This window comes from Pyrobaculum calidifontis JCM 11548, from assembly GCF_000015805.1.
In the GTDB taxonomy this organism is placed as follows: domain Archaea; phylum Thermoproteota; class Thermoprotei; order Thermoproteales; family Thermoproteaceae; genus Pyrobaculum; species Pyrobaculum calidifontis.
In genome coordinates, this window is the sequence record NC_009073.1 from 1,783,484 (window position 1) to 1,801,970 (window position 18,487).

Genomic DNA, 18,487 nt, shown 5'->3' on the forward strand with positions numbered 1-18,487 from the left:
CGGTTCAATTTACGCCCTATTCTGTCTCTGGTCTTTGGCCAGTAGGTAGGCTGAGAGAGCTATGACGGCGGCTGAGAGGGCGTAGAGCTCGGAGATGAGGGGGACTGGCTTCACGGCGGCTACCCAAGCCCCGTGGGCCTTGGCCAAGTAAAGCGCCACTTGAGTGAGGTTTCTAGCGCCCACAGACGCCAAAACTGCATACGCGGCGCCTGCGTTGCATTGGCTCAGCAGCTCTCTGACGTAGGCGGCCGTGGCGGCGTCCCACATGGCCCCTCCCACGGTCTCCATGGCGGGCGCGAGGACTACGTTGTAGCCGACGAGGGGCTTGTACACATCGGCCACCCCCACCACCAGCCCGCCCACGCCCTTGAGCCAGCCCGACGCGTCGTAGCGCGCCGTAAACACGGCGTCGGCCCCGTCCACGTAGACGCGGCCGCGGAAGTCCACGCCCCTCGGTAACACGTTGTCGCCGCCACCGCACTCCAAAAATCTGCGGACGGCGCCTGGGTTGACCGACAGCGCCTCGACGAGGTCTAGGGGGGCGGGGAAGACTACGGCGGTGCCGTTCCTCTCCACTTCCACCACGGGGACGGCGCCGACCCGGCCCAGCTCCCTCCCGCCGCTCCACACTACCACATACTTTACCCCGGCCAAGTCCACTACCGTGTAGTTCAGCCCGCTCAAGGAGAAGACGCCACCGACGGCCTTGACATAGGCCGTGTAGTTGGGCAGAGCTGGCAACGCGGCCGTGGGAGGCACCTCCACCGCGACGGAGTCGACGGCGGCCGTTACCTCCAGAGCCAGCTCGGCGGGGTACGGCCAGCTCCACAGAGTGACGTAGCGCCCGCCTGGCTCCACCGGCGTGAGTTTGTAGTAGGCCTGGCTGTAGGAGAAGGGCCCGCTCACGGCTATAGCCGCCACCAGCGCGAAGACCACGGCGTGTAAGGCCCTGTGCGCCGCCGAGTGCTGGCTTCTGGCAGCGAAGTACACTGACGCCGCCGCGCCGCCAACCAGGAGGAAGAGGAGGAAGTTTGTGGACCACGGGCTCTCAAAGGCTGGCCTATACCACGCCGCCAGCGCGGCGGCGGCCGCTGGCCAGAGGGCGTAGATGAGGAGCGCGGAGCGTTGCCTGGAGTAGTAGAGGGAGGAGAGGGCGAGTCCGCCGTAGACGGCCAGGGCGAGCGGCGCCACAAAGAGCGACACGAAGGCGTCGCCGGAGGGTGGCTGGATGGAGGCGCCGAGCAGGGCCGAGTAGAGGGCTGGGAAGGCCACCGTTGCGTATATAAAAACGCCGGCCCCGGCCATGCCCAAGGCGGTTGCCGCCAGCGCCGGGTCCCTGGGGATGCCTTTGGAGATCTTGGCCAGTCCCCACAGCGTGAGGGCCAGCGAGGCGGCTAGGAGCACCTGGGGCGTGGGGGTGGAGCCCACGAAGCTGTGCAACGCGGAGAAGCCCCCCTGGTTTACCGCCACGGCGCCCAGGAGGACGCCCGCCGTAGCGATGCGCCCCCCGTCGTTTTTTAAGTGTAGCGCCGCCGTGGCCGTGAGCCAGACGGCCAGTAGAGCGTTTTCCACGGGGTCCCACGCCCAGTAGCCGCTCCAGCCGAAGGTCTGGTAGCTCCATACGGCCCCCAAGAAGAGCCCTAGGGATAGCGACAGCCACCCCCACTTAAAAGCCCCGTGGGACCTCGCGGCGGCCCCCGCGAGGAGGAGGCCGTAGCCCACCAGCACGGCCACGGGGTGGGGCACTGCCCACACGCTCCTCAGCAGGGGGTTTAACCCCATGCCGGAGTGGGGGTAGTAGCCGGGGATTAGCTGGGGCACTGTCTCAAAGGGCCTTTCAGCGGCGGCATATGCCAACAAGAGGGCCGCCGCGGCGTGGGCGGCCCTGCTCCGCAGACCTCCCCACACAAGCGCCGTGGCCATCACGAAGACTGCGCCGGGGATAGAGGCCAAGGCGGCGGCCGCCTTCTCAAGAGGAGGCATGCCCCGCGCCGCGTTTATGTACACGACGACTACGTCAAACCCATCCGCGAAGAATAGGGCGAAGTGGTAGAGGGCCAGGGCCGTGGTGGCCGCCGCGGCGGGGACCGCCAGCCTCCTTGAAAACGCCGCGGAGAAGTTCAAGGCGGCGGCCGCCGTGAGTAGGACTAGGTAGAGTATGTCCATTTATACGAGGAAGGCGGCGAGTGCCGCCAGGACTGCCAGCTCGGCGGCTTCAAAGAGAGAGTAGGCGCGGCCGTATGCCGCGTAGCGGCTGAGCGCGCCTGTGAAGTAGAGGGGGACGCCCGCCAAGTGGATTAACACCATTGTCCACACTAGGGGGGCCAGGGGGGTGGAGAGGGTCAAGGCCCATAGGTAGAAGGCCGCCTCGTAGAGGGCTATGCCCTTCGCGTAAAGGCCTCCGGGGTACCTGCCCCGTCTCGCGTTGTAGGCGGTCCAGGCGTGTTTGTAGAACATTGGGAGGAAGAGGGCCAGCCTATAGTCCATACTTTTTGGCCACTCTGTCCAACTCGGCGATCCACCTCTCGTGGTCGTTCTCCCGCTCTATCTGTTCCACGGTCTTGGAGGAGGACGCCTCGTGGGCCGTGGACTCTATCATTGGGAAAAGGACGTTGTTCTCCTTGTCTATGTGTTGGGAGAGGTGGTCTATGTATATGCGCGCGTAGTCGGCCAAGTCCCGTAGGGCCTCCTTGTCGCCGGACTTCCACGCGTGGTACAGCTCCTCCATGACTCTAGCCAAGTAGCGCCCCACGCCGTGTTCACACACCATGACCTGTATTGGGCCGCCGGTCAGGGGGAACCCCGCCCGGTTTGCCCCCTGGAAGAGCACGTACTCCTCCACGCCGTGGTGACACGCGTCAACGAAGCGCTGGGCGAACTGCACCAAGGTGTACACGTCGTCGGGGTCTGGGCTGGGGGAAGAGAGGGCCTTGTCTAAAACGGCGAGGGCTCTGAGGATGTGGTCGTGGTGTTCCCTGAGGACAGAAGTCACGTACTTCACTCTCACCTTGCCCATGGACCCGCCCCGCCTCCTCTATATAAGCCTTGACCCCGCCTTATATGCGGCGATTAAGAGGGCAGTGAAGAGGAGGCTACTCGCCAAAATCCTCCTCCCCATGCGCCTTATCTCGTCCACAGTGGAGACCTTCTTGTGGCGGAGGTAGTTGTCGACAAGCAGGTACGTGGGCTCTGCCAGAGCCACCGCAGTGAGGGGGTTGAGGGCGGCCACGTAGGCGGCTGAGGGTAGCCAGAGGAGGAGGGGGGCCGTCGGGTCTAGAGACCTAAAGGCCAGGCGGGACTCCACGTAGAGGGCAAAGGAGGTGAAGTACGACACGTAGGCCGCGTAGACGGCGTATTCGCCGGGGGCCGGAGGCCCCAAGAGCGCCCTCATGGGCATCACTAGGGAGGAGTAGAGGGCTAGCCCGGCCACGTAGCCTACGGGAGTCCTCACCCGGCCGCCGGCCGCGGCGAGGAGGACGGCCGCGGCTAGGGCGAGGAGGGAGGCGAGGACGGGCGCCGGCATGTTGAATAAGGCGGGGATGTAGGGCAGGGCGTTTGCAAGGAGGAGAGGCGCCGAGACGGCCCTCCGCGAGGCTTGTTCAAAAAGCGCGCTAAAGGTGGTCAAGTGCACGAAGAACGCAAAAACGGCGAGGAGCGCCCTCCACCAGTCGGAGGGGAGGCCAAGGGCCAGAGCCGCGGCGAGGTCTGTTGTCAAGACTCCCACGATGGTCCACTCCCGGGGGATCAGCCTGGGCATGGCCCCTTGCTGTGCCCCAGTTTTAAACTTCGCCGCCCCGTAGCTCCCAGCCGCGTCTCAGCGCCCTCTTCGCCAACTCCACGAGGTACTCCGCGGCGTGGACAGGAGTGAGGAAGTTTCTCCCAACCACTTTAACCAAGGCGCTTAGGTGCGTGGAGTAGTAGGGACAGCGCAGGCAGTCGTTGTCGCAGTCGTCGGGCACATAGGCGCAGTTCCCCTCTCCAACTACCACGAGAGGCCTGGCCAAGACCCTTATGTGCCCATCCACGGCCTCTATGGGTATGTAGACCCCCGGCCCGTCGAAGCCCAGCCCCCTCAGCCTATTTATCCTCCTGTACACGGCGCTTAGAGAAAGGCCTGTCACAAAGCTTATCTGCTTAGCCCCAAGACCCTTGGCGAGTAGACACAACACGGTGACATCCTCCTTCTCCAGTGAAAAAGAGGTCCGGGGGAGAAATTTAAATCTCATACTAAGTAGTAAAAAATTCAAGTTATATACGTCACTTTCCGGCTACTGCCATTTTGAACATTTCCACTAGTGCTGGGACATATTCGCTGGCCCACTTGTCGCCGTACTGCTTTTTGAAGGCCTCTATCTGTACACTCATGGTGGGGGCTAGCTCCTTGTCTCCCTCTGTGAGGAATTTAGCTATTAGCTGGGCAGCCTTGTTTGGATCTGCCGCCGGGTTTGTGAGGCCGTTTTTCTCAAAGTACTTCATCATGATGGGGCCGCCCGCTGTCCCCTTCTCTATTCCGACGTTGCCCAAGAGGGTTTGACTTAGGTCGGGGCCTATGTTGCCCCCCACCTCGATGCCCACGGCCTTCACCGTGTGGCAGGCGTTGCAGGCAAGCTGTTTGAAGTATTCAACGCCCTTCTTGGCCAAGTCGGCGTTGTACTGCACTTTGACAGAAGGGGCTGGCGCAGTGGTCGTGGCCGGGGTGGAGGTTTGGCCAGCTGTGACGGTGGTGGGGGACTCGGTTATCGTTGTGGCAGTTGTCCTAGTCTCGGTGACTGTAGCCGGCGGAGGGCTGTAGGTGAACGCCAGCGCGCCGATGATTATGCCTACGATTGCAATTATCACATATATGGCCTCCTTTGCCATGTCTCCCCATACGCGGGTGTTAAAGAGGGTTGTGGTTAAACACATTAACCATAATGAATAAATCGGACGGGCGTAGTCACTGCCATGTCGCAGTCCCAGGAGAAGGGTGCTGGGAGACGCGACGTGTTAAAGGCCTTTGCCGCCGCTGGCCTGGGCTTCGCTGTTGGTAGCTGGGCCCTTGCCTTGAGCCGCGGCGCGCCTGTGCAGAAGGTGGTGTACGAGAAGGCTGAGGAGGTGAGGGTGAAGCCCGTGGTTCAAGTACAGCAACAAACCGCGGCGCCGCAGGTGTCCGCGCCTCCCCACGACGCTTTTCAGAAGAGGGGGCTCGCCTACTTGAGCGCCGATTATATACAAAGCACTCTGAGGGTGTTGGTGCCGGAGGACCAGCTCCCCAGCAAGCCCACCGCCTACAACATCAACGACTTGGACTGGATAGCCATACTGATTGAGAGCAGATACCACGAGCCGGGCGTGGAGATGGTGGGGGCCTACACCTTCCTCGATATGAAGAATTTTAAGGTGCTGAAGCGGGTGAAAAACGCGGGGGATAGAGTCCACGTGGTGAGGTTCGGCCGCGAGGAGTGGCCTGAGCACAAGAGGAGGTTTGCCCTCGGGATGTCAAGGGACTGCTGGCTCTCCAAGATCGACCTCTACTCCATGCAGGTGGTTAGGCAGATTAAAATCGGCGTTGACTGCAGAAGCGCGGCGTACGACAAGGACGGGAAGTACGTAATAGCTGGCTCCAAGGACCCGGGCCACGTGGTAATCCTTGACGCGGAGACCTTCAAGGTGTTGAAGGTTATCCCATTCCTTGGCGTGAGCAAGTTCTTCCCCACGCCCATGATGGGCCGGCAGGGCGCCATATTGACAACCGACTTGGGCTACTGGCTAGTCAACGTAAAAGACGCCGAGATGGTGCTTGTGATAGACTACAGAGACCCCTCCTTCCCCATTGTACACGTCTTCACGAGCTATGACACTAACAAGAAGGGGAGAAGCGTCAAAGTCCAAATCGGCGACAAGACCTACGAGACCACAGGCATTGGCAAAAGCCCCCACGAGCTCAACAAGTTGGACAAAGTGGGGAGGTATGTGGCTGTCACAGGGCAGGAGAGTAGCACAATTACAATACTCGACGTAGAGAACTTCGAGGTTGTCAACGTTATCCCATGTGGAAAGAAGCCTCACCCAGGCCCCGGCACCCTAGTCCCCAACAAGTACTTCCTAACCAACGCCATAGCCGAGGGCAAAATCACAGTGATAAACCTACAAACGATGGACCTAGAGAAGTACATAACTTACCCGCAGGAGTTCCCCGCCGACACAGGCGGCGGCCTCTACTCCACGCCGCCGCTCCCTGATGGCACAATACCCAAGGGCTTGGCGTGGTTTGACACCACGTTTAATATAAACAAGGGCATATTCGCCGTAGATATATACATGCTTGACGTGGCGACGCGGCCGCCGAAGCCCGCGATATTTGCCGCAAACAAGCCGGGCAAGTGGGCCATGCACCCCGGCTATACCCCAGACGGGAAGTATGTAATAAGCGCGCTGGAGCGCACCGACACGGTGTACAAGGTAGACGCCGAGACTGGGGAAATTGTCGGCACCATAAACCTGAAAAACGTAGAGCCAGTCCAGCTACTAGAGGAGCCAAGCCCAACGGGCATATTCCCAGCTTGGCGCATAAAGGCGCCCTGGTTCTAAAAGGCTTTACTTTTTCTAAATAAGAAGGGCCGCCTTTTCAAGCGCCTTTTTGAAGACCTTGTACACGGCCACCTTTGTCACCCCCAGCTCTTTGGCCACCTCTCCCAAGCCCCTCCCCTCTGCCACTCGGCGCAGGACAGCTCTCTGCCTCTCTGTGAGAACCAGCCTCCTGTGAGACACTGCCTCCACTTTGACGACATGTGGGTTGGCTTTCAGGAGCTTTTTCACAGCCGGTGTGGCGCCTACCACTACGACGAGTCGCCTGTTTTCCAATTCTACGCTTTTTACATACCCCACGGAGAGGAGTTTGTAGAGTATACACTCTTCACATTTAGACACTATGTGGACGACTCCTCTAGGCGTTGCCACAACGTGGACGAGCTTGCCGTTTTGTATCTGAAAGCCCAGGTGGGCGTAGGCGTCGGCCGGCGTCTGTGGGCACGGCTTTAAAACTACGCGAAGAAATTTCACAGTAAATAAGTGGTATCAATATTTAACTTTTTCTATGTTCTATATTTTTATTCCCTAATAGACTAATAAATAGAAGTATGGAAAAAATTGCACAATTGTCTTCTGGTTAACTAAATTAACCAGAATGCTTTTAGGCGTTGCTTCGTGTAAGTGTCGTGGTGAAGGCGTATCTGACTTTGTTAAAGCCGAGGGTCATTTGGCTTTTAATTTTGGCCAGCGCAGCTGGGTACGTATACGCCGCGGGGGGCGTGGATTGGGGCAAGCTGTCTTCTCTTCTCTTGGCGGCTCTCTTGGCCACGGGCGGCTCTGCCGCGTTTAACCACTACTGGGAGCGTGACATAGACGCGGCAATGCGGCGCACGTCTCGTAGGCCTCTTCCAATGGGCCTAATTAAGCCGGGCAGGGCTTTGGCCTTTTCTCTGGCGCTCTCCGCGGCCGGCGTTGCCCTGGGCTTCCTCCTGCTGGGCCCGTTGCCGGGGGCCTTCGTGGCCTTGGGCTGGTTCTTCTACGCCGTGGTGTACACCATGTGGCTTAAGAGGAGGAGCTGGCTAAACGTCTTGGCAGGGGGATTCGCCGGGAACGCGGTTTTTCTAGGCGGATATGCGCTGGGAAAGGGCCACATAGACCTCGCCGCAGTGTTAATGTCCTTTGCCGTGTATCTCTGGATCCCGGCGCACATATGGTCTCTGGCCTACAAGTACAAAGAGGACTACAGAAGGGCTGGCGTCCCCATGCTTCCTGTCGTAATTGGCGAGCAGAAGGCTGTCGTCGTGATATCTGTCTTGAACGTGGCAAGTGTCGCCTATATAGCACTTTTGACGTTGCTCTTTTTGCCCTCCCTCTTGTCCTTGTTGCTAGTCGCCGTGGGCGCGGGGGCGGCCGTTGCGTCGAGTATATACGCGCTGGTGAAGAGGACTGAGGGAGCCATGTGGAAGATGTATAAATCCTCGGCCCCCGTCTTGACGATATTCTTGGTCGCAGTAATGCTGGCCTAGACTAGGAGGGCCACCTTTTTCAAAGCTCTCCTAATTAGCTTAAGCGCCGCCACTCTGCTTACGCCCAGCTCTTTGGCCAAGTCGCCGGCCCCCTTGCCCATTGCCAAGTGGAGGAGCGCGTCTCGCTGTTTTTCAGTGAGCACTAGGTTCTTGTAGGACACCTCCTCTACCTTTACCACTTGGGGCGAGTTTCTCAAGACCCTTTTAACAGCGCCGTTGCCAGTCACCACGATAGTGATACGCCCCTCGCCCAGCTTGACTCCGCCGAAGATGTACCCGCTTGACGCCAGTTGGTAGAAGACACACTCGTCGCATTTGGCTACTACCCTCTCCACGCCCCGAGGGGTGGCCACAAGGTGTATTACATGCCCATTGCGCATGTGAAAGCCTAGATGGGCATAGGCGTCGCGGGGGACCTTTGGGCATGTACGTAAAACAACTCTAAGAAACTGCATAGTAGTAAGTAGTTTTAACTTAATAAGTCTTGTTACACTATGCTATTTTACATATAGTAACATTTTTATATTATTTATCACACATAAATACATAGAGATGCATCATCGTATTTTCAGTTACTGCGGCGGGTTGAGGGGGACTGGCTTCGACTTGGCTGACCGAAGCGCCGCGTAACCCGCGATCCCCACTACTAACACGGCGGCTGGCGCCGTTAGGCCGACGTTTCGAAGGGCGTATGCGGCCAGCGACGCGGCTAGTAGCTCGTACTTGTAGCTTGGCGCTTCTCTGTAGAGGATTGAGGGGAGGAAGTAGGGCACGCAGAGGGTGGACATTATGACGGCGAAGGCCATGTAGGCGAAGTGGTGCCCCAGAGGGGCCAGGGCTATGGCTACTCTAAAGAAGAGGGACCCCACGCCGTATGCGTCGCGGGGCTTGGGAGGAGCCGTTAGGGTTAGGGCAATGGAGGGGAATATGAAGGACCACAGATGCCCCCACAGTGACGCGGCCCAGGCTAGGGCGTAGAGGAGGGCCAGGGTAGCCGCCGCCTTCAGCCTAAAACGCGCCTTTGCCCTAGAGACGTCTACGCGGTAGAGAAGAGTGTAGACGGAGGCCAGTGGGAAAGATAGCGCCGCCATTAGGGGGGTGGGGGAGAGCGGGAGAAGGGCGAGGCCTGGTATGGTGATTAAGTTGGGGTAAAAGGTGGGCTTTTTTCCAAGCCCCTTGGCGTATAGGGCGATGTACACGGCGGAGAAGGGGGCGTAGGCGGCGTAGCCGTAGAGCTGGGAGGCGGCTGTGCCAAGGATGAAGAGGGCTGTGAGTAGCCACGTGGCCCACCTAGCCGGCGCCGCGTTGATGAAGCCTGGTAGCTGGATGTACATTACGGCGAAGTAGAACGCCAGCAGGCCCGACACCATGAGGGACATATGCCACGCCACCTGCCCCACGGCGGCGAGGAGGGCGCCCCCGGCCAAGAAAAAGGCCGAAAGAAAGAGGGCGAGCCTGGAGGCCCACACCACGTCTACCACGGCCTTGTAAAAAGCCAAGGGCTCAGACCTCCCCACTGGCAACCAAGGCGAGAGGCCCATTGCGGCCGCTTAAAGCCCTCTTAGTCTGCGTTGCATGTTTAATAGGAATGCCACGATGGCAACACCCACGGCGGGGCCTGTGAGCGCGGCCAAGGGAGGCGTCGGCCATGCGGGGTAGAGGGCCCTGAGGAGGAGCCCCACGTTTAACAGCGCAGAAAGGACAGCCTCGGCGACTGGGAAGCCCCTGCGCCTTATTGACACAGTAACCCTCTTGACTTGGCCAGCCAGCATGTCCATAAGCACCACGTCTACTCCAAACACTATGTTAAAAATGAAGCCCAGCGCGGCGGCGTGCACCGCCACGTCGTACCAAAGCCCGGCGCCCCCTGTAGCCGTCAGAACTATGCCGGAGAGGGCCAGCCAGAAATACGCCGTGTATATCTGGACAAGGGAGTACCGCACCTCTACCCCCCTCAAGAGGCCGGAGGAGGCCAGCGAGAGGGCTGAGGCTGTGAGAATAAGCACGCCAGCTGCCCTCGGCGCCCCGGCGGCCCATGTGAAAAACGCCGCGGCTATGAGGGCAAAGGCAACGGCGTTGCCCCACCCCCTGGCGGGCTTTTTCCCAGTCACTAGAGAGATGTCTCTGGCCATAACGGCGAAGATGGTGCCTATGGGGAATACCAATGCGGCGACCGCGGCGTTGAAAAGGCCAAGTAAGCCGAAAATCGGCACTACGGCGGACACAGCCAGCGCCGCCGCCAAGAGGTAGTTGTAGAGCACAGGCCTGAGGCCTATCCGCGAGGGCGCTAGGTAGACTTTGCCCGCGTACGCCAGGAGAATCAGCAAAGCCACGAAAGAGGAGAGGTAGGCCGCGGCAAAGGCCCCCGCCAAGGTAAAGGCCACGGTCAACCAGAGCATGGCGGCGAAAGGAGCCATGTATGCAAGGGGTGCCGCCCTGCCGCTCCACTCCAGCGAGAGCACGTGGAGAACCTCGTTCCCAATAAGCGCTAGGAAGAAGCCGAAAATCATGAGAAGCCAGTGCCTATCCAGCCCCAGCGGAATAGGCGAAGGAAGCCCCGCCCAGCTCCACAATATGGAAATCCCCGTGAGACCCCCCAACACCAGCGACAAAAGCCCAGACGCCATCACAGCCACAAAACGGGGAAAGAGCGTTGTCGACATAGAGCACTTCCCGTTGTCAACATAAAAACATGATGAACCCTAAGGCGGCCATCGCGCATCCCGATGCCAAGCCTTAAGCACTGCGAGAGGATCACTCTCCCAGTAGAGCCAGTAATTTTCTCACAGCTCTCTTCACAAGCTTACTTGTAGCCGCCTTAGAAACTCCCAGCTTCTCAGCCGCGCCTTTGATAGAGCGTGAAGAAAACACACGCAAAGCCTCCACTTCCCTTTCGGTCAAGTTAAATCTGTAAGGGGCGTAACAAGGCCCATAAGCCGACTGCCCCCTCACCACTATGGCAAATATAAAATATCCATCCACGGTAAGAATAGATTTGATATAAGACTTAGATACAAGCTTCGCGATGGAGCAGTCCTTCCTGCATACAACTTTTCTGAGCCTCCCGTTCCAAACTAGGTGAGCCAAGTCGCCGTTCTCCACTCTGAATCCAACATGTTTAAACTCATCCCCAGATTGTGCCAAAAAATGAGGGCATGGCTTATGTCTAATTATACAGATATACATGAGTCTTTTTTTTCACTTATAAAAAGCTTTTCCGCCTAGAACGCCACGGCGGCTCTGTACAGACTCGCCGTTCTAGAGGTTAACGAGGTTAACCAAAAGACTTATCCCGCACCACGTACTGTTACATATGCGAACGCCTACAAAGGTGAGGTTTGCCTCGTCGTCTCCCGGCGCCGGGGGCGGCGGGGCTAAGGAGGCGACTAAAATAAAGATTTCTAGGCGCGACGTGGTTATAGGCCTAGGGGGACTGGCCGTGGGGCTGGTGGGGGGCCTCGCCTTAAGCCAGCTCTTGGCCAAGGGGGCTGTGGCGCCGGCGCCCCCCGGCGTGTCGGCACGGGTCCAAGAATTGGCCGCGGCAAGAGGGCTGTCGCCTCAAGACGTAGAAAATGCCGTGGCCACGTATCTCCCCGGAGGGAAGTACGACGAGTTCTACATGTTCTCAAGCGGCGGCCACTCGGGGCAGGTGGCGGTCTACGGCCTTCCCTCTTTGAAGCTCTACCGCATAATAGCCGTATTCACTCCCGAGCCTTGGCAGGGCTGGGGCTACCACGATAGGAAGACCATGGAAGTTCTCTTCAGCGAGAGAGCCACCGCTGGCAGGCCGCTCAGCTGGGGCGACACCCACCACCCCGAGTTCGATAGGCAAAACGCCGAATATGTCGGCAGATGGCTGTTCATTGGCGACAAAGTGAACGGGAGAGCAGCCGCCATTTCCCTACTAGACTTTGAGACCAAGGACATTGTAAAAATCCCCAATGTACAAACTATCCACGGCGGCGCCTTCACTACTCCAAACACGGAGTACGTCTTATACGCCACGCAGTATCCAGCGCCTTGGGAGCCGGGCAGAGGATATAAGCCAGGTGTCACCAAGGTCCCGTGGAGCCAAGTGGTAAAAGATGAAAAGTACTTCTGGGAGTACATGAGGGGTGCCCTCACGTTCCTCGCCTTTGACCGTAACACTGGGAGATTCGACTTGTCGAAAAGCTTCCAAATAGAGGTCCCGCCCTATGTGCAAGACCTTTCCACAATATCCTGGGGCCCCGGCGACGGTTTGGCGTTTGTCAACTCCTTTGGCACAGAGGGCATGTTCGGAGAGACGCCATATGAGGCAAAGTTGTCTAAGAACGACTACGACCTGTTACACATAGTGCTGTGGAGAAAGGCTGAGGACCTCTGCTTGAGGCAAGGCCGTTGCAAGGAGATAAACGGCATAAAAGTCCTCTCCCTAGAGGACGCGATTAAGGAGGGGGTGTTGTTCTTTGTTAGAGAGCCCAAGAGTCCCCACGGCGTAGATACATCCCCCGGCGGGCACTTTATATCTGTGGGAGGCAAACTGGCCCCCTACGCCACAGTCTACAGCACGGAGAAGATAAAGCAGGCCATTGCAGATAAGAAGTTCGAGGGGCAGGACAGATACGGAGTGCCTATATTGGACTACGGTAGCGTGGTTGCGGGACAGGTGGAGGTCTGCCTAGGCCCACTACACACAGAATTCGACGGGAGAGGCAACGCCTACATCAGTTGCTTCGTGGAAAATGTAGTAACAAAATTCACCCTAGGCTCGCCCGAGTACAGAGGCGATAAGCCGTTCACAGTGGTAGACAAAGTGCAGATACACTACAACGTGGGCCACATATGTGTGCCAGAGTCTAATTCGCCTAATCCAGCTGGGAAGTATCTAGTGGCGTTGAACAAGTGGTCAATAGACAGATTCTTCCCAGTGGGGCCGCTTAAGCCTCAGAACTTCCAGCTAATAGATATATCTGGTGATAAGATGAGGCTACTCGCAGAGGTGCCCGTGGGCTGGGGCGAGCCGCACTACGCCAAGGCTATACGGGCTGAGAAGATAAAGCCGCTTGACGTATATCCAGTGGGCACGGACCCCCACGTCATGAAAGATGGCCAGTTCCAGTTGAGCTCCAATGCGGTGACTGAAATAGGCAAGGAGCGGGTGCAGAGGTATCAGCTACCAGACGGGAGGTGGGTCACTGAGGTTTGGGGCACGGTGATTAGGTCGACTATAAGGCCTAACATTATTGTGGCAAAGAAGGGCGACATAGTGCGCCTCCACTTAACCAACATAGAGAAGAGCGTAGATGCCACACATGGCCTTGCCATTGCTGAGTACAATGTGGCGGCCTCGCTGGAGCCCGGCGAATATGCCGAGATAGAGTTTGTGGCAGATATACCCGGCGTATTTGCCTTCTACTGCTACGAGTTCTGCTCACCGCTCCACTTAGAAATGGTGGGATGGCTGGTAGTAGAGGAGTAAGTCGCCGGGCATTTCTCATGGCACTCGGGGCCTCTCTTTTGGTGGCTGGGGGTGCGGCATATTTGCTGACAAGGCCTAGGCAGAGCGGTGTGCCAGACGTGAGACTCGGCGTGGATAAATGCGCCTACTGTGGCATGGTTATTGTAGATAGGAGGTTCGCCGCGGTCTACAACGAGGACGGAAAGTGGGTCTACTTCGACGACGTGATATGCCTCCTCCTCTACCTAAAGGCTGTGGACAAGCTAGGCGATGTGGGGAAGGCGTATGTCCACGACTATTCCACAGGAAGACTTATAAGGGCGGGCGAGGCCTATTATGTTGTGAACAAGAGAATTCCCACCCCCATGGGCTCTGGCATCGCCGCCTTTGAGAATAGGGAGGAGGCCGCAAAGTTTGGGCAAGTGTATACGATAGATGAGCTTGTGGGCAAGTTAGAGGAAATAGCGCCGTTGGGGACATGAAGGTCAGAATTTTGACGCTGGTGGGCCTCGTCTTAATATTGGCAAGCTACGCCTTCCCCTTCTGGTCCACTTATCTCTCTTCGCCGATCTTCGGCTATACGCGCCAGGTCTACATAAAGGTAATGCTCGCAGGATACGTGGACTACACGCCGCCAGATGCGTTGATGCAGTTAAATATTGCGCACCACTACGTGGGTCTGCCGCCTCTTGAGCCAGAGAAGATGATTGAGCTTAAGTTAATTCCCCTGCTCCCCGCGGGGCTGGCCGCGGTGTATATCTTGTATATGTTGGGAAAAATTAGGCTGAGGTGGGTCGCCCTAATCACGTACCTAGCCCTAATTGGCGGCGTCGCCTATTTCCAATACTGGCTGTACAATCTAGGCCACAGCATACAGCCCGGAGCCCCTATAAAGGTAGAGCCGTTTACTCCAATCGTTATGGGTACTTACCAAATTGCCAACTTCACCGCGTTTAACATCTTAGACGTGGGCTTCTGGCTTCTTGCGGCGGCGCCTATATTTGCATACCTGGGGGAGAGGTTTAAAATTTGATGTTTTTTCTCTTCCTCTTGGCGGCCCTCGTCTTTGTCCAAGCCAACCCTTTTGAGGCTACCTCGCCGGGCTCCTTAATCGTCCTAAATGGGACATTCGTTGGCAACTTCGTAATCGACAAACCTGTCACATTAGTCGGAGGAGTGTTCGACGGCGGTGGCAATGGTACAGTGCTTAAGATCGTTGCGAGCGGGGTGAGAATTAAAGGCGTGGTAGTGAGAAATTGTGGTAGAAGTGGGCTTGACTCTGGTATTTGGATTGAAAACGCCAGAGATGTAGTAATCGAGGATGTGACAGTGGAGGAGTGCCTCTACCCAATAATGATATATAACTCGTCGAATGTAAAAATTGTGAATAGCCGTATTGCAAGTTTTAGAAGCGTCCCAGTGGCCCGTTTTGAGCAAGGCGGGGTTGTGGTTTTACACGAGCTTACGCAGTATTTTAGGGGCCACGGGGTATATGTGTGGTACTCTTGGAATGTCACAGTGGCCAAGTCCTATTTTACGCATACTCTGGACGGAGTTTACTGTGATCATGCATATGGGCTAAGGGTTGTCGATAACGTGTTTTTCAACGGGAGCCGCTACGGGGTACATCTCATGTACTGCGCCGGAGTTGTAATAGCCAACAACACCGTAAGCCAGTATGTCGTCGGCTTTATACCCATGTACAGCGAGAGGGTGGAGATAGTGGGAAACCAAGTCTTCGACGTGAGAGCCATTGGAGGAGCCGCCGTGGTGGTCTTTGAATCCAACAACGTCACGGTGCGAAACAACATCTTTGCGCGAAACTACATAGCCGTAGACTTCTATAGGTCTCCCTTTACCCCAGGTAGCTTCGTCGAGGTGGTGGACAACGTAATTGCCTACAACAACATTGGCGTTAGGCTAGACCCCATATCGTCGCCTACGATTTATGGCAACTACTTTGTAGAAAATGTGAGAGATGTTCTTCCGCTTTTTAACAACAAGGCGCGGCTTTACAACGCCACCGCCAAGAGGGGCAACTTCTGGGGCACTTCCACCAGCCGCTACGTGGCTGTGCAGCGGGTCTTTGACCAAATTCTCTCAGAGCACCCCCAGATGGAGATCCTCGCGCTATCCCCCGCCTATGGCCTCATGGAGTATGTGCTAGGCGTGGCTTACCCAGGCGGCGGCGTATTGGAAGATAAATACCCCATACCGCCTCCCGGCACCCCCCACGGCCTCTACCTGCTCTACTTGGCCCTCGCTTCAGTGCTCTTAGCCTATGTCTGGCGTCGCAGTTAGAACAAACTCCTTATCCTACGCCGTGGGTGATGTAGTGATTTTAAAAAATGTAAGTCTCGAAGTGGACCGGGGGGCCTTTGTAGTAATCACAGGGCCAAATGGCTCTGGGAAAACCACGTTTTTCCGCTGTCTTTTACGCATACTCCCCTGTAGAGGCGATGTGGAGATAGAGGGGGCAGATCCTGCGATCAACCCGGCAGTGAAGCGGCGGATTGGGTATGTGCCCCAGCTTTTGACTTTTCCTAAGCTAAAGGTGAGAGAAGTCGTCGAGCTACACCTACGGCTGACGAACGCTGAGGCGAATTGGGTAGAGGTGTTAGAAATGGTGAGCCTTGCGGAGTTGTGGAATAGGGAGGTACAACGGCTTTCAGGGGGCGAGAGGCAGAGGTTGGCCCTGGCGCTGGCCTTAAGCCACAGCCCTTCAATACTCGTATTAGACGAGCCTTTCAGCAACTTAGACAAGACGTGGAGGGCGTGGGCTGTGGAACAACTGAGAAGGCTCAAAGGCGGTGTCACAGTCCTTATCGCAGTACATGGCGGTGACGAAGTGGCGGAGCTGGCAGACGCCGTCGTGGAAATGGAGGGAGGTGAGGTGAAGAGGATATGGTGATTTTACTCTACACGCTTCGGCAGTGGCTCTGGCACAGATGGGTGGTGGCTTATGCCGTGGCGCTCGCCTCAGTCTCCATATTTGTCATGTACGGCGCCTTTGTGGGACTGGCGTGGATTCAACCTGAGCTCTACGGCAGAGTGGCCTTGGCGGTGGTCAACGCCTCAATTTTCCTTGTCTCCCTAACCTCGCTCCTCTTGGGCCTCTTAGTATACCAAGATGATCAAGAGGGCATGTTAGAGTGGTTTTTGGCCAGGCCTGTGAGCAAGCGCTCTTATCTACTACAGCGGTGGCTAGGCCTCTCCATTTCCACCGCAATGGCGACCCTCGCCGCCTACTTAGCCTCTTTCATTGTAGTATACGCCGTCTTCGCCGTGTCGCTCCCCCAGCTGTTAATCCTAGGCCTCTCCCTAACCTCGCTCTCTATCTCCCTCCTATCGCTTGGCTTCTCCGTCTCTCTCTACTTCTCAGACAAAGCCGCCGCCATGGGGGCAGGCTTTCTAATATGGCTATACCTCACCTACGTCCACGACCTAGTGTTAATGGTCATAGGCCCCTCTCTCGCCCCTGGAGAGCTCTTTGTGGCATATGTTATAAACCCCATAGGCGCCGCAAGATTCTTAGCCATGTACACCATCGACAGCTCCCTCTCCTTTCTCAACCCCATCACAGCAGTCGAGGTGAAACTTTCTCTCGGCGACTTGGTCTTAGTTTTACCCGCCGCGGCTTTGGCGGCCCCAGCGGCCATATTTATAGTCCTCGCGGTGAGGCAGAGGTAAAGTTTTTAACAGATATATCGGGCGGCCTATGGCCAAGCTGGCCCTCTTCGTGGCGGTGGCCCTCCACATGGTGGGCTTCGGCGCTGTGATCCCAGTCATGCCCACCTTGGTCAAGTCTCTGGGTGGAGATGCTGTGGTGCAGGGGCTTTTGACCTCCGTATTTACCCTCGCCCAGCTCGCCTCTGCGCCTCTGTGGGGCTGGGTGTCCGACAGAGTGGGCAGGCGGGTCATCATCGCCGCCGGCCTCGGCCTAGCGGCCCTGGGTCACGCCGGCCTCTACCTCGCGAGAGACCTCCCCACAGCCTTCGTGGCAAGGGCCATCGCCGGCCTCGGCGGAGGGACGCTTCCAGCAATACAAGCCGCCGTGTTGGAGCTCAGCCGCCCAGAGGAGAGGGCCGCCTCCATGGCCCTATTCGGCATGGCCTTCGGCGTGGGGTTCGTCCTAGGGCCACTAATTGGGGGCGTGGTGGCCGTTCTATCTCCACGGGGCCCATTCCTCACGGCGGCCCTCCTCTCAGCCACGGCTGCGCTGTGGACAGCCGCTGTTTATAGGTCCCCAGCAAGTCCGCCGGTGCCCAAGGCAGGTGGGGGCGGCGGCGAAGTGGTGGTGCTGGTCGCCGCGGCGTTTTTCCTCATGAATATGTCGTTTAGCCAGTTCGAGTCCATCGTGTCCTACTACGGGAGCGACTTGGGCCTAACGCCGGCTTACATAGGCCTCATGATGGCCTTCGCGGGAGTAGCCGCGGGCGGCGCGCAGTGGGCTGTGAGGAGGCTGGAGAGGGGAGGCTCCGTTGGCAGAGGCATATCCGTGGGGCTGGCCGCCATGGCGAGCGGCCTGCTGGCCGTGGCTGTGCCAGCTGTCCCAGCCCTCTTCGTAGGCGTGGCTGTGGCGTCTGCTGGGCAGATCATAGCCTCTGCCTTTATCTCCAAGGCTGTGGCAGAGGGGGCAGAGAAGGTGGGCCTAGCCTTTGGGGTCATGCAGACTGCGGGGTCGCTGGGGAGGCTCGTGGGCCCCGCGGCTGGGGGCTACTTGTACAAGGCGTTGAGCCCCTCGGCGCCCTTCCTCGCCGCCGCGGCGCTGGCTGTCTTAACTCTGGCCCTCTTCGCGTATGGCGTACGTAATTCCCCGGTTGGGACACGCCTTGGCGGCTCTCTTCACGTTTTCCAAGAGGCTCATCGGCACTAGCCCCCTCTCTAAGTCTCCGTCTACTCTAAACTCTGGCCTAACGGCGCTGTACCCGCCCTCAAGGGCGAAGACGGGCCCAACACACAAGCCGCAGCCCGTGCAAAGCCACCTGTCCACTCTCACAATAATCATGTT

The 18,487-nt window shown here is 57.8% G+C and carries 21 protein-coding genes; 9 read left to right on the top strand and 12 right to left on the bottom strand.

All coding sequences use genetic code 11. From position 1 onward, the window contains the following. Nucleotides 1-9 precede the first annotated feature (9 nt). The 6 genes from ccsA to PCAL_RS10150 are packed head-to-tail and all read right to left on the bottom strand — an operon-like array spanning nucleotide 10 to nucleotide 4,860. Nucleotides 10-2,166 (bottom strand): cytochrome c biogenesis protein CcsA, encoded by a 2,157-nt coding sequence (gene ccsA / locus PCAL_RS10125; protein WP_011850589.1) that lies wholly within the window; start codon nucleotides 2,164-2,166, stop codon nucleotides 10-12. Further along, complete coding sequence (locus PCAL_RS10130; protein ID WP_011850590.1) at nucleotides 2,167-2,487, bottom strand: hypothetical protein; 321 nt, start codon at nucleotides 2,485-2,487, stop codon at nucleotides 2,167-2,169. It lies immediately after the preceding gene. Then, the gene (locus tag PCAL_RS10135; protein ID WP_011850591.1) at nucleotides 2,477-3,016 is read right to left on the bottom strand and encodes a hemerythrin domain-containing protein; all 540 of its coding nucleotides are present in this window, start codon (nucleotides 3,014-3,016) and stop codon (nucleotides 2,477-2,479) included. Before PCAL_RS10135 ends, PCAL_RS10130 begins: the two co-directional genes overlap by 11 nt. Before the next feature lie 18 nt (nucleotides 3,017-3,034). Continuing rightward, complete coding sequence (locus PCAL_RS10140; RefSeq protein WP_011850592.1) at nucleotides 3,035-3,757, bottom strand: hypothetical protein; 723 nt, start codon at nucleotides 3,755-3,757, stop codon at nucleotides 3,035-3,037. A gap of 22 nt (nucleotides 3,758-3,779) precedes the next feature. Continuing rightward, entirely contained in the window at nucleotides 3,780-4,226 is a 447-nt protein-coding gene (locus PCAL_RS10145; protein ID WP_011850593.1) for a helix-turn-helix domain-containing protein, read from the bottom strand. Between the two features lie 31 nt (nucleotides 4,227-4,257). Next, entirely contained in the window at nucleotides 4,258-4,860 is a 603-nt protein-coding gene (locus tag PCAL_RS10150; RefSeq protein WP_011850594.1) for a hypothetical protein, read from the bottom strand. 84 nt (nucleotides 4,861-4,944) lie between these two features. Here PCAL_RS10150 and PCAL_RS10155 point away from each other — a divergent pair, with 84 nt between their 5' ends. After that, the gene (locus tag PCAL_RS10155; protein WP_011850595.1) at nucleotides 4,945-6,570 is read left to right on the top strand and encodes a cytochrome D1 domain-containing protein; all 1,626 of its coding nucleotides are present in this window, start codon (nucleotides 4,945-4,947) and stop codon (nucleotides 6,568-6,570) included. A 15-nt stretch (nucleotides 6,571-6,585) separates the two neighbouring features. Here PCAL_RS10155 and PCAL_RS10160 read toward each other — a convergent pair whose 3' ends face one another. Further along, nucleotides 6,586-7,041 carry a helix-turn-helix domain-containing protein gene (locus PCAL_RS10160; RefSeq protein WP_011850596.1) on the bottom strand — a complete coding sequence of 152 codons (456 nt, stop codon included), beginning with the start codon at nucleotides 7,039-7,041 and terminating at the stop codon, nucleotides 6,586-6,588. A 158-nt stretch (nucleotides 7,042-7,199) separates the two neighbouring features. On the opposite strand from PCAL_RS10160, the gene cyoE reads away from it, so the two are divergent. Continuing rightward, the gene (gene cyoE, locus PCAL_RS10165; protein WP_193323044.1) at nucleotides 7,200-8,036 is read left to right on the top strand and encodes a heme o synthase; all 837 of its coding nucleotides are present in this window, start codon (nucleotides 7,200-7,202) and stop codon (nucleotides 8,034-8,036) included. Here the strand turns inward: cyoE and PCAL_RS10170 are convergent. From PCAL_RS10170 to PCAL_RS10185, 4 genes are all read right to left on the bottom strand, one after another. Continuing rightward, the gene (locus tag PCAL_RS10170) at nucleotides 8,033-8,491 is read right to left on the bottom strand and encodes a LuxR family transcriptional regulator (protein ID WP_011850598.1); all 459 of its coding nucleotides are present in this window, start codon (nucleotides 8,489-8,491) and stop codon (nucleotides 8,033-8,035) included. The two genes, cyoE and PCAL_RS10170, sit on opposite strands and share 4 nt — an antisense overlap. Nucleotides 8,492-8,608: 117 nt before the next feature. Beyond that, nucleotides 8,609-9,577, bottom strand: a complete 969-nt coding sequence (locus tag PCAL_RS10175; RefSeq protein ID WP_011850599.1) for a hypothetical protein — start codon at nucleotides 9,575-9,577, stop codon at nucleotides 8,609-8,611. 9 nt (nucleotides 9,578-9,586) lie between these two features. Beyond that, a complete protein-coding gene (locus PCAL_RS10180; RefSeq protein WP_011850600.1) occupies nucleotides 9,587-10,699 on the bottom strand; it encodes a hypothetical protein in 1,113 nt (370 codons plus the stop codon). Between the two features lie 91 nt (nucleotides 10,700-10,790). Further along, complete coding sequence (locus PCAL_RS10185) at nucleotides 10,791-11,222, bottom strand: bacterio-opsin activator (protein WP_011850601.1); 432 nt, start codon at nucleotides 11,220-11,222, stop codon at nucleotides 10,791-10,793. 127 nt (nucleotides 11,223-11,349) lie between these two features. On the opposite strand from PCAL_RS10185, the gene nosZ reads away from it, so the two are divergent. The 7 genes from nosZ to PCAL_RS10220 are packed head-to-tail and all read left to right on the top strand — an operon-like array spanning nucleotide 11,350 to nucleotide 18,352. After that, on the top strand, nucleotides 11,350-13,497 hold the full coding sequence (nosZ, locus tag PCAL_RS10190; RefSeq protein WP_193322690.1) for a Sec-dependent nitrous-oxide reductase: 2,148 nt from the start codon (nucleotides 11,350-11,352) through the stop codon (nucleotides 13,495-13,497). A gap of 17 nt (nucleotides 13,498-13,514) precedes the next feature. Further along, nucleotides 13,515-13,958, top strand: coding sequence for a nitrous oxide reductase accessory protein NosL (locus PCAL_RS10195; protein WP_193322691.1), 444 nt, complete (start codon nucleotides 13,515-13,517; stop codon nucleotides 13,956-13,958). Beyond that, complete coding sequence (locus PCAL_RS10200; protein ID WP_011850604.1) at nucleotides 13,955-14,509, top strand: hypothetical protein; 555 nt, start codon at nucleotides 13,955-13,957, stop codon at nucleotides 14,507-14,509. Before PCAL_RS10195 ends, PCAL_RS10200 begins: the two co-directional genes overlap by 4 nt. Beyond that, complete coding sequence (locus PCAL_RS10205; RefSeq protein WP_011850605.1) at nucleotides 14,509-15,777, top strand: right-handed parallel beta-helix repeat-containing protein; 1,269 nt, start codon at nucleotides 14,509-14,511, stop codon at nucleotides 15,775-15,777. The genes PCAL_RS10200 and PCAL_RS10205 overlap by 1 nt, the downstream gene beginning before the upstream one ends. A 22-nt stretch (nucleotides 15,778-15,799) precedes the next feature. Then, the gene (locus PCAL_RS10210) at nucleotides 15,800-16,387 is read left to right on the top strand and encodes an ATP-binding cassette domain-containing protein (RefSeq protein WP_193322693.1); all 588 of its coding nucleotides are present in this window, start codon (nucleotides 15,800-15,802) and stop codon (nucleotides 16,385-16,387) included. Further along, entirely contained in the window at nucleotides 16,381-17,166 is a 786-nt protein-coding gene (locus tag PCAL_RS10215) for an ABC transporter permease subunit (RefSeq protein WP_011850607.1), read from the top strand. Before PCAL_RS10210 ends, PCAL_RS10215 begins: the two co-directional genes overlap by 7 nt. Nucleotides 17,167-17,194: 28 nt before the next feature. Beyond that, nucleotides 17,195-18,352, top strand: a complete 1,158-nt coding sequence (locus PCAL_RS10220) for an MFS transporter (protein WP_011850608.1) — start codon at nucleotides 17,195-17,197, stop codon at nucleotides 18,350-18,352. Here the strand turns inward: PCAL_RS10220 and PCAL_RS10225 are convergent. After that, nucleotides 18,254-18,484, bottom strand: a complete 231-nt coding sequence (locus PCAL_RS10225; RefSeq protein ID WP_193322694.1) for a ferredoxin — start codon at nucleotides 18,482-18,484, stop codon at nucleotides 18,254-18,256. The genes PCAL_RS10220 and PCAL_RS10225 overlap by 99 nt on opposite strands. Between the last annotated feature and the right edge of the window lie 3 nt (nucleotides 18,485-18,487).